At 36.6% G+C, this 8,405-nt stretch carries 9 protein-coding genes; 2 read left to right on the top strand and 7 right to left on the bottom strand.

The window, feature by feature from the left end:
• The coding region (locus tag A5875_RS22185) for a BglG family transcription antiterminator (protein ID WP_088935726.1) at window positions 1–1,813 on the bottom strand (1,813 nt) is incomplete at its 3' end.
• Between the two features lie 464 nt (window positions 1,814–2,277).
• Between A5875_RS22185 and A5875_RS22180 the strand changes: the two genes are divergently transcribed.
• The gene (locus A5875_RS22180; RefSeq protein ID WP_176244782.1) at window positions 2,278–2,715 is read left to right on the top strand and encodes a MurR/RpiR family transcriptional regulator; all 438 of its coding nucleotides are present in this window, start codon (window positions 2,278–2,280) and stop codon (window positions 2,713–2,715) included.
• Between the two features lie 209 nt (window positions 2,716–2,924).
• On the opposite strand, the gene A5875_RS22175 is transcribed toward A5875_RS22180, so the two are convergent.
• From A5875_RS22175 to A5875_RS22150, 6 genes are all read right to left on the bottom strand, one after another.
• A complete protein-coding gene (locus A5875_RS22175; RefSeq protein WP_242551094.1) occupies window positions 2,925–3,437 on the bottom strand; it encodes a GNAT family N-acetyltransferase in 513 nt (170 codons plus the stop codon).
• A gap of 243 nt (window positions 3,438–3,680) precedes the next feature.
• Entirely contained in the window at window positions 3,681–4,064 is a 384-nt protein-coding gene (locus A5875_RS22170; protein ID WP_088935723.1) for a PTS sugar transporter subunit IIA, read from the bottom strand.
• A 13-nt stretch (window positions 4,065–4,077) separates the two neighbouring features.
• Window positions 4,078–5,277 carry a M20 family metallopeptidase gene (locus A5875_RS22165; RefSeq protein ID WP_088935722.1) on the bottom strand — a complete coding sequence of 400 codons (1,200 nt, stop codon included), beginning with the start codon at window positions 5,275–5,277 and terminating at the stop codon, window positions 4,078–4,080.
• 9 nt (window positions 5,278–5,286) lie between these two features.
• Window positions 5,287–6,117 (bottom strand): PTS system mannose/fructose/sorbose family transporter subunit IID, encoded by an 831-nt coding sequence (locus A5875_RS22160; RefSeq protein WP_088935721.1) that lies wholly within the window; start codon window positions 6,115–6,117, stop codon window positions 5,287–5,289.
• Window positions 6,117–6,872 (bottom strand): PTS mannose/fructose/sorbose/N-acetylgalactosamine transporter subunit IIC, encoded by a 756-nt coding sequence (locus tag A5875_RS22155; protein WP_088935720.1) that lies wholly within the window; start codon window positions 6,870–6,872, stop codon window positions 6,117–6,119. Before A5875_RS22155 ends, A5875_RS22160 begins: the two co-directional genes overlap by 1 nt.
• A gap of 11 nt (window positions 6,873–6,883) precedes the next feature.
• The gene (locus A5875_RS22150) at window positions 6,884–7,366 is read right to left on the bottom strand and encodes a PTS sugar transporter subunit IIB (protein WP_088935719.1); all 483 of its coding nucleotides are present in this window, start codon (window positions 7,364–7,366) and stop codon (window positions 6,884–6,886) included.
• Between the two features lie 175 nt (window positions 7,367–7,541).
• Between A5875_RS22150 and A5875_RS22145 the strand changes: the two genes are divergently transcribed.
• Window positions 7,542–8,375, top strand: a complete 834-nt coding sequence (locus tag A5875_RS22145; protein WP_088935718.1) for a MurR/RpiR family transcriptional regulator — start codon at window positions 7,542–7,544, stop codon at window positions 8,373–8,375.
• Window positions 8,376–8,405: the final 30 nt, after the last annotated feature.

The following is an 8,405-nucleotide window of genomic DNA, read 5'->3' as shown; positions in this document are numbered from 1 at the left end:
CTATTAATAATTCCGGATCCTTTATAATGTTGTATATTTCTTCCATTACTCTGCTAGTATTTTTCTGATCATTTTTACCTGGTACGATCATGATGATCAAATCTACAAATTGACTTCCCCAATCGATTGGCTTTTCTTGTATAGTTACCGCTATCTTCGTTTTTTCAAATCTACTAGTTAGTAGCGGGTGTGGAATAGCGATACCATCACTAATATCAGTTGATGAAAATTCTTCTCGTTCCAGAATACTCTCCAGCATTTCAGGCGCTTCAATTCCGGTTAATAGTCCTAGAAGAAGCTCTTCTTTGTCCTGAAATCTTTTTTTGGTGAAAAAATCGATCTTCGTTCCGAAAACATAGTTCATTTTTCTCATTAGTTTGTCTATCTCTTGATAATCTTCTTCAGCTGGAGTGCCATTTATCACTATCATGTTGGACTGTTCAATCATTATTGGACCAAAGGATATGATCAAATCAAAGTTTGAAAGGCTTTGATTATCGCTCTTAGTTCCTTGACTGATCATCGTTTTTATTGAGGCGTTTGAATATCTTCGCTCTAACTCCTTTTTCAATAAATAGCCGATCGATTGATGTCGTCCTAAAAGAATGACAATCTTAACGTTTTTTGTTTTACAGCGTTCTATGAAGGAGGCAAAATGAATCGCTATGTAGCCGATTTCATTTTCTGGCAACTGTAAATGGATAGACTTCTTTAAATCGTTCGCAAAACTCACAGCCATATAATATCCTTGAATAAATTCTTTTTTGATTGTCGTGATAAAGGAATTTTCTATATAGAAATTGAACATTAATGGGTACATATCTCTTGCTAGATGCATCAATAATCCCGAATACAGCTGTTCATCCTCAGAAAGCTCCATTGAGTAAATTCGCTCAAGAACCTTCAACGAATTTTTAACGCCGCTTCTTAACTCCTGTGGTACGGTAAATTTGTGATCGTCACTTGCTGAAATCATCAATCGCTGACTAATTAAATAGAAACTGAAATAAATGATCTCTACATCTGGAATAATTATTTTCGATTGATTGCCATAGTCATACATAATTGATTTTGCAGCTTCAAATTCTTTGGTGCTTTCAATTTCAACTAGATCCAAAGAATCAAAACTATAATCACAAAAATGATTTTGAGAGATTCTTCGGACTGAAATAATCAAATAAGACAGAATAGATACAGTCGTTTCAGAGTTATCGGGAATTTGTAAACTTGAATATTTCTCCTGAAAAAAAGTCATCAGCTCTTCTAGAGATTCACGCGTTACCCAATCCTTAAAATGATAAGCCAAGGAATCAGTAAAGCTGCTCTTATTAAGAGTCGTGATTTTCGACAAGCTTTCTAAAAGCAATCTTTTTTCAATTTCACTTCCCTTTAGCCTGACTCCTTTAAAAATGACACTTTCGATTCTTAAATTTTGAAACTGCGTCTCCATCATTTTTTGAATCTTAATCACATCTAAACGGATGGTTTGATTTGAAAAGTATAACGATTCAGCAATTTCTTCATACGTAATCCAATCATCAGCATCAAGTAAAAATTTGACTATAAAAAACATTCTCTCCTCGAACTCAAAATGCTCACTAACCTTAATATCTTCCACTGCTCCGGTAAGGATGTACCCTTTGTTCTTGTTAGTGAGTATTTTAGAATCAATTAAATAGTTTTCATTCAAATCTTTTACATAATTGCGGACGCTTCGATCAGAAATACCTAATCTTTTAGCTATCTCCTTTCCTTTGATATATTTGTGCTCTTCTTGCAGCATAGCGATCAACCTTAAATATTTCTCTTTCAAAAAGAATCACATCCTTTACACCTTTATAGTAAACGCTTTCTATACTTCTAACTAATATGTATATCTACCCATTCGTTAGGAAAAAATCTAAGGTAGTATACAAACAGTTTAGCTTATACTCGTATTTTTACTACACTTATCAAGTCATAAACACTCGTTAGTAGCCTATCCGATTATTAAAAAAGGAATCACCCCAACAATATCGGGCGATTCCTTATCCATCTGATCATTTACCTGAACTGCTTTAAATTCTACTCAAAGTCCTCACGTTTTACCGCCATCATCTTAAGATTCTTTGGAATAATGCTAGCGATCCATCCGTGGTCAGGTTTACAAAAGCAATCGGCTTTGACGGCTTTAGTGATTTCAAGTCACAAATCTTAAGAGATTGGGGAAGTGAGTCCTCGCTGGAAAATTCCCATAATCAAAAATTCGTCGATCTGAACATTTCTCCTAGAGACAATTTGGAAGATATTCCACAAAAAATTGTTAATTCTTCCATCAAGGGATTAGAAGATACCATGAAAATATTCGACTACGAGGCTTATCAAAAAGCTGTGAATTGTATCGTAAATGCAAATCGAATAGAGATTTTTGGTCTTGGTACTTCTAGCAGTATTGCTCTAGATTTCGCAGTTGATACTTTGAAAATCGCTAAAGAAGCCGGTGCAACCACCATCGCCTTAACTAACTATAAGGCTTCTCACATTGCGAAATATGCTGATATTGATTTATTGACCGGTGATCATGAAACAACATTCTATAGTGAAACAATGATTTCTAGAATGTCTTTACTATCGCTGGTTGACATGCTTTACATGGGTGTTCTACTTAGTGATTATGAAAAATACACCTCGATATTACACAAAATAAATCTTTTGGTAGAAAATAAAAATTATTGATTCCATTCTTCGATACTATGTAATGGTTTCTTTTCTTGATCCACAAGCACTTTAACAAGGCAAAATGAATTAATTTTTAGATTAGAAAACAGCATACGAGACTTATCTGATTATCCAAAAGTAAAAAAACGTGTAAGCAGCTCCCCCTACTCTGTTGGGAAACTGCATTACACGTTTTTTTAATGAATCCAATTTTCTTAAAAAGATCCTTACAGCATCAGACCCATCACATAGAGATCGTAATATTTGCCATCAATCAATGTCGTATTCTTCAATTCCCCTTCAATTTGGAAACCAAATTTTTTATACAATTCCACCGCCATTGTATTATCTTTTCTAGTATCAAGCTGAATTTTGGTGGTAATGCCATTTGATTTACACCACTCAATCATTCGTCGGATCAATTCACTGCCGATCCCTTTTCCTTGGAACTTTTCGGTCACTACGATGCCTAGCTCCCCGCAATGTCTTGCCTTGATTTTACTACCAGAAGTAATAGTTCCGAGACCGATGATCTGATCTGCCACTATCGCTAAGATCATGACTGAATTCGGCTGCTGGTCGGTACTTATAATATTCGCCTTCTGCTCCTCCACATTGAGTGGATACTCGTTCTCTACAAAGCTCAAATAAGTGGTCTCGCCACCCACACGATTATAAAATGCGACAATCTCCTCCGCATCTTCTGGAACTGGATTTCTATAAACTACTTCATCCTTCATGTTCATTTTATCCCCTTTCAAAATCCATCTTTGTGAAAACGAATTCATTCCATGCTAAGGAAATTGTATATTTGGGGAAAATGGTTGTCAAGGAACTTTTAACCTAGCGAAATACTTCACCGCCTTGATCTTTAAACACCTTCAATAGACGTGACAAAAAAAGTAAAAAAGAATAGAGACCATTTTTGCTCAGTCTCTACTCTTTGCTACAAAACCATCAAAGGAACCAGTCATCATTCCATCTCAATTGATCTCTGTTAATGTATCTTCAAACAGCTCTTTTAAATAGTAAACTAGATCGTCTAACTCCTTTTCTCTGTTTAACAAGGCCTCCAACAGTAAAGGCATATTGAAGCCAGCCAACAAAGAAACATTCTCTTCTTTCTTTTTTAGAACCGTAGCAACATTTGTAGGTGTTCCTCCGACAATATCTGTCAAGATCAATGTACCCGCTTCATTATCCAATGAATGATAGGCGTTTTGAGCCTCTTCTATGGTCATTGCTAAGTCCATTGTCTCTGTGAGTGTGAAAGAAGCTGTATTGCTTTGATCACCAATTACCATTTCAGCGCTTTTCAATGCTTCTTTTGCATAGTTTCCGTGACTGCCAACGAGTATTGCGATCATTTTATCACTTCCCTTATCTTGGTCTCATATCTACACTGACTTCATTTGTTTGTTCTGATTTGGCTCGTTCTAAAATCGAATCGTCTAAAAAGCATTCAACTATTGTACAGGCCATCGCTTTTGCGGAGCGCTCAATCGCTATGTGACTAATTGGTTGATTTGCTAGTTTTTCGTACTCTGGTGTATGAAGAGAGACTCTTGTTTCATTTAAACTAAAATATGGATTAGTTGTTGGAATTATTTGACTGACATTTCCAAAATCAGTCGATCCAAAGTCATCTGGAAATCCTGATAAAACTTTTTCTCCTTGTTCTTCTAAGGCGGCGCGGCAAATATTCCCTAATGTTTCACTAAAAGTCCGTGCTGCATAGCCCTTCTCTTCATTAATATTTACCTCACATCCAGTTGCCAAAGCAGCGGCTTGAATACAACTTTTAACTCTTTCAACTAGGTTAGACATTTCTTGATCTTCCATACAGCGAATACTATATTGAATTTTGGTATAGTCGGGAATTACATTGCTGGCAGTCCCACCGTCCACTATATATCCAGACATACGCACATCCGATGTTACCTGCTGACGTAAAAATCCAATAGCATTGAAGAACAGATTTGCTGCATCTAAGGCATTAATTCCTTTGAACGGCTGACTGGCAGCATGCGCAGATTTCCCAAAAAATTCGATCGTAAATGAATAGGTGGTGGTGCACCTCCCAGCTATTCGAGTGGTTCCAGAGGTCGGGTGAACCATTAACGAAGCATCTACATCTTCAAAGGCCCCCGCTTCTAATAATCTTATTTTCCCGCCACCACCTTCTTCTGCGGGAGTCCCTATGATAGAAACTTTTCCCGAAATGTTAAATTTTTCCATAGCTCTCTTTGCAGCTAAATAGGCCCCTAAAGCAGATGTGCAGATAATGTTATGGCCGCAAGCATGTCCTAACTTAGGTAGTGCATCATATTCTGCTAATACAGCAATATGTTTTTCTCCCCCACCTTGTATATGAGTTGCTCTAAAAGATGTATCCAACCCTCCGAATGGCATACTAACTTCATTTTCTTTGTCCTTTAGATAGCTTGTTAATTTTTCTACTGCTTTAAATTCTTTGTAACCCAACTCAGGATTTTCATGGATAAACTCACTGATTTGGACTAAATCCGATTTATTCTCTTCAACATTTTCATAAATTGTGTTTTTTACATGTGGCTGCATAATTTCCTCCTAAAATAATCCGACAAGTGCCCCTAGTAATGAAAAGACCAATACACCCAATAAAATCGTCGTATACTTAACATTTCTTTTCTTAATTAAATAGTACAAAACGAATACAGCCGCTATTGGTAAAAGTCCTGGAAGAATCTGATCAACATAGGATTGAATCGTGGTCTTTTCCCCATTCACCATGAGAAACGGCTTCAGTTCCAGCTTTACATACTGCGAAGAAAGGATTCCCATCATAAACATTCCTAAAATACTCGATGCCATAATGAATTGATTAATACGACCATCCTTCAATACTTGCAGGATACTTTTCCGTCCTACCTTGTAGCCTAAGTGCCATAAATAGTAGCTAATTGACGAGGTAATGAGGCTGACCACAATAAATGGTCCTAATCCGGCAATCCAGCTTCCGGCAGAAGCTAAAGGTAAAAATAATCCAATAACAATTGGTCGAATTGTTCCCCAATCCACAGTGTCTCCGATACCAGCCAACGGACCCATGAAGCCTGTTTTCAGACCAGTAATCATATCATCTGAAATATCTTCGCCTTTCGCTCTCTCCTCTTCCATCGCTATCACGATTCCGTGGATCAAGCTCCCCCAGATACCCTCAGTATTAAAAAAAGTTAAATGTCTTTTAAAAGCTAAGCTTAATTCTTCATCGTCTTTGTACAGCTTTTTCAAAATTGGTGCGAGACAGCCGACAAACGATAAGCTTTGCAGTCGTTCAAATGAATTAGATAATTCACAAGTACCTAGCCAAAGCATCCATGAACGTCGAATATCTTTTTTTGTTAATAATTTCTTTGTATCTACCTGATTTTCACTCATTATAAGATCCCCGCTTCCTCAGATGAATTTGGTTTAGTAAATGTGATGTGCAGAAATGCCATAAAGATTCCTAGCAACGCGAAAGCAATAGTGTTTACTTGCTGCGCGTATTGGAATAAGAAGAATCCCAAGATGAAATATGGCAGGATTCCTTTTTTACCTATAACAGAAATTGTGATTGCGAACCCTAAAGCCGGAAGAATTCCACCTGCAACCTGAAGACCGGTCATGATCCAATCAGGTATGATGTCCATAAAGCTTTTTACGGCATTTGGTCCTAAATAGATCGCTATGGCTACTGGAATAATGTATATGAAAATAAGCGATAAGGTCGGATATAGAAAATGCGCCCGCATAATCCCTTTAGTATTGGCCTTTTCGGCATAACTATCTGCCATGTGAACCCAAGCAGCATTGACAGTTCTGCGAATATAATCTAGTAAAACTCCCAATAATCCAACTGGTACCGCCAAAGTAACAGCAACCTCAGGTGATAAATTCGTTTGGATCGCAATCGGAAGCGCAATAAACGTAGCTAATACTTGGTCTGTGGGAATATTTCCTCCGGGTTGAATTACTCCCATATAAATGGCTTGGATCGCTGCTCCGATAATCATGGCCTGCGGAACATCGCCTAATACGATTCCAATCAACAGTGCCCCAAATAAAGGAATATTTTTAGGCCAAGTGTACAAAATCCCCATACGACAAAAACAAAATAGAATTCCTAAAATAATTGCCTGAAAAATTGTCATGCTCTTTCCTCCTATTTAAATTTATTTTCTATATCTTTAAGACCAACTTCCTTTTCTTCGGGCACTGTTTGAAGATAAACATGGATACCTTCCGAAACCAAATTTTGCAATTCATCATATTCATCTTTTGTCAAAGTGATATTCTTGAACACAACTACTCTGCCTGGACCTCCACCAATACCGCCAATCTGAATTCTGTTTATTTTTGTATTCGCTTTCATTCCTTTGAGTAGCATAGGAATATTTTTAAAAAGAATAATAGTGTGTTTTAAATTCCGCTCACTCAAAGTATTTTCTACATCGTTTACTGATTTAACGATCAGATTTACACCGCTTGGTGCAGCCATTTTGAATACTTCGATCATAAATTCATCCTGTGACAACTCATCATCAAAAATGATGACCTCTCTCGCGCCGACTTGACCAATCCAACGAGTAACTACTTGTCCATGCAACAACCGACTATCTACTCTTACCAAACCTATTTCTGTCATCTTGCTTCCCCCTATTTTTTGAAAAATTTAATCATCGATGAAAGTGTGATATACTAAAAATGAAATTTTTTTATTTTGAGCACCGATTAATAAATATATTTTTATTATATAGAATTTTTTCGAAAAGTAAATACAATTAATCGAATTTTTTCGATTTTAATTCAGGAGGAGAAATATGGTGTACTTAGAAAGCGTTATCCAAACAAACTATCCAACAATGACAAAAAAGGAAAAGCGCATCGCTGATTACTTATTGAAAAGTCCAGAAGAGGCTAAAAACAAAACAATTTCTGAGATTTCTGAAATTTGTGGCGTCGCCGAATCAACTGTTTTTCTTTTTTCAAAGAAGATTGGTTTGTCCGGATTCAAAGAGCTGACTGTTCTTTTATCCAATAGTTCGAAGAAAAAAATTTTTGAAGGAATATATGAAGAAGATAGTATTCAAGCAATCGCTGAAAAAGTTTTAGAGGTTTCTACTCAGTCTTTATCTACTACCGCTAGCCTGATTGATTATGAGCAATTGCAACAAGTAGTTAATGTCTTAATAAATTCAAAAAAAGTGGTTTTCTTTGGGCTCGGCGGCTCCGCGCCAGTAGCTTTGGATGGATTCCACAAATTTTTGCGCTCTCCTTTAGAGGTTGAATTCAACTTAGATTATCATATGCAATTACTTAAAGCCGGAAAGCTTACGAAGGAAAGTTGTGCAATCATCGTATCCCACAGCGGAGAAAATTCTGATATTCTCAGAATTGCGAATATTTTGAATAAAAACAATGTGCCTATTATCGTGATAACTAGTTTCAATAATACCTCTTTAGTTAAAGTCGCCGACTACACACTTATCGCTACTACTGAGGAGCTGAAATATAAAAACATGGGGATATATACAAGAAGACTGGCACAAATGCTGATTATGGATCTTTTATTTACTTTAGTCATGACTTCTGACGACACCCTGTCTATTCCTAGTCTGGAGAAAATACAAGATGCGATTCATTCAACAAAGTAATTAATTATGGTCAGTCACTATCTCTGAAAT

Source organism: Enterococcus sp. 3H8_DIV0648 (genome assembly GCF_002140655.1).
GTDB classification, from domain to species: domain Bacteria; phylum Bacillota; class Bacilli; order Lactobacillales; family Enterococcaceae; genus Enterococcus_A; species Enterococcus_A hulanensis.
The sequence above is the reverse complement of the archived record's forward strand: the minus strand, read 5'-3'. Positions and strand labels throughout refer to the sequence as shown.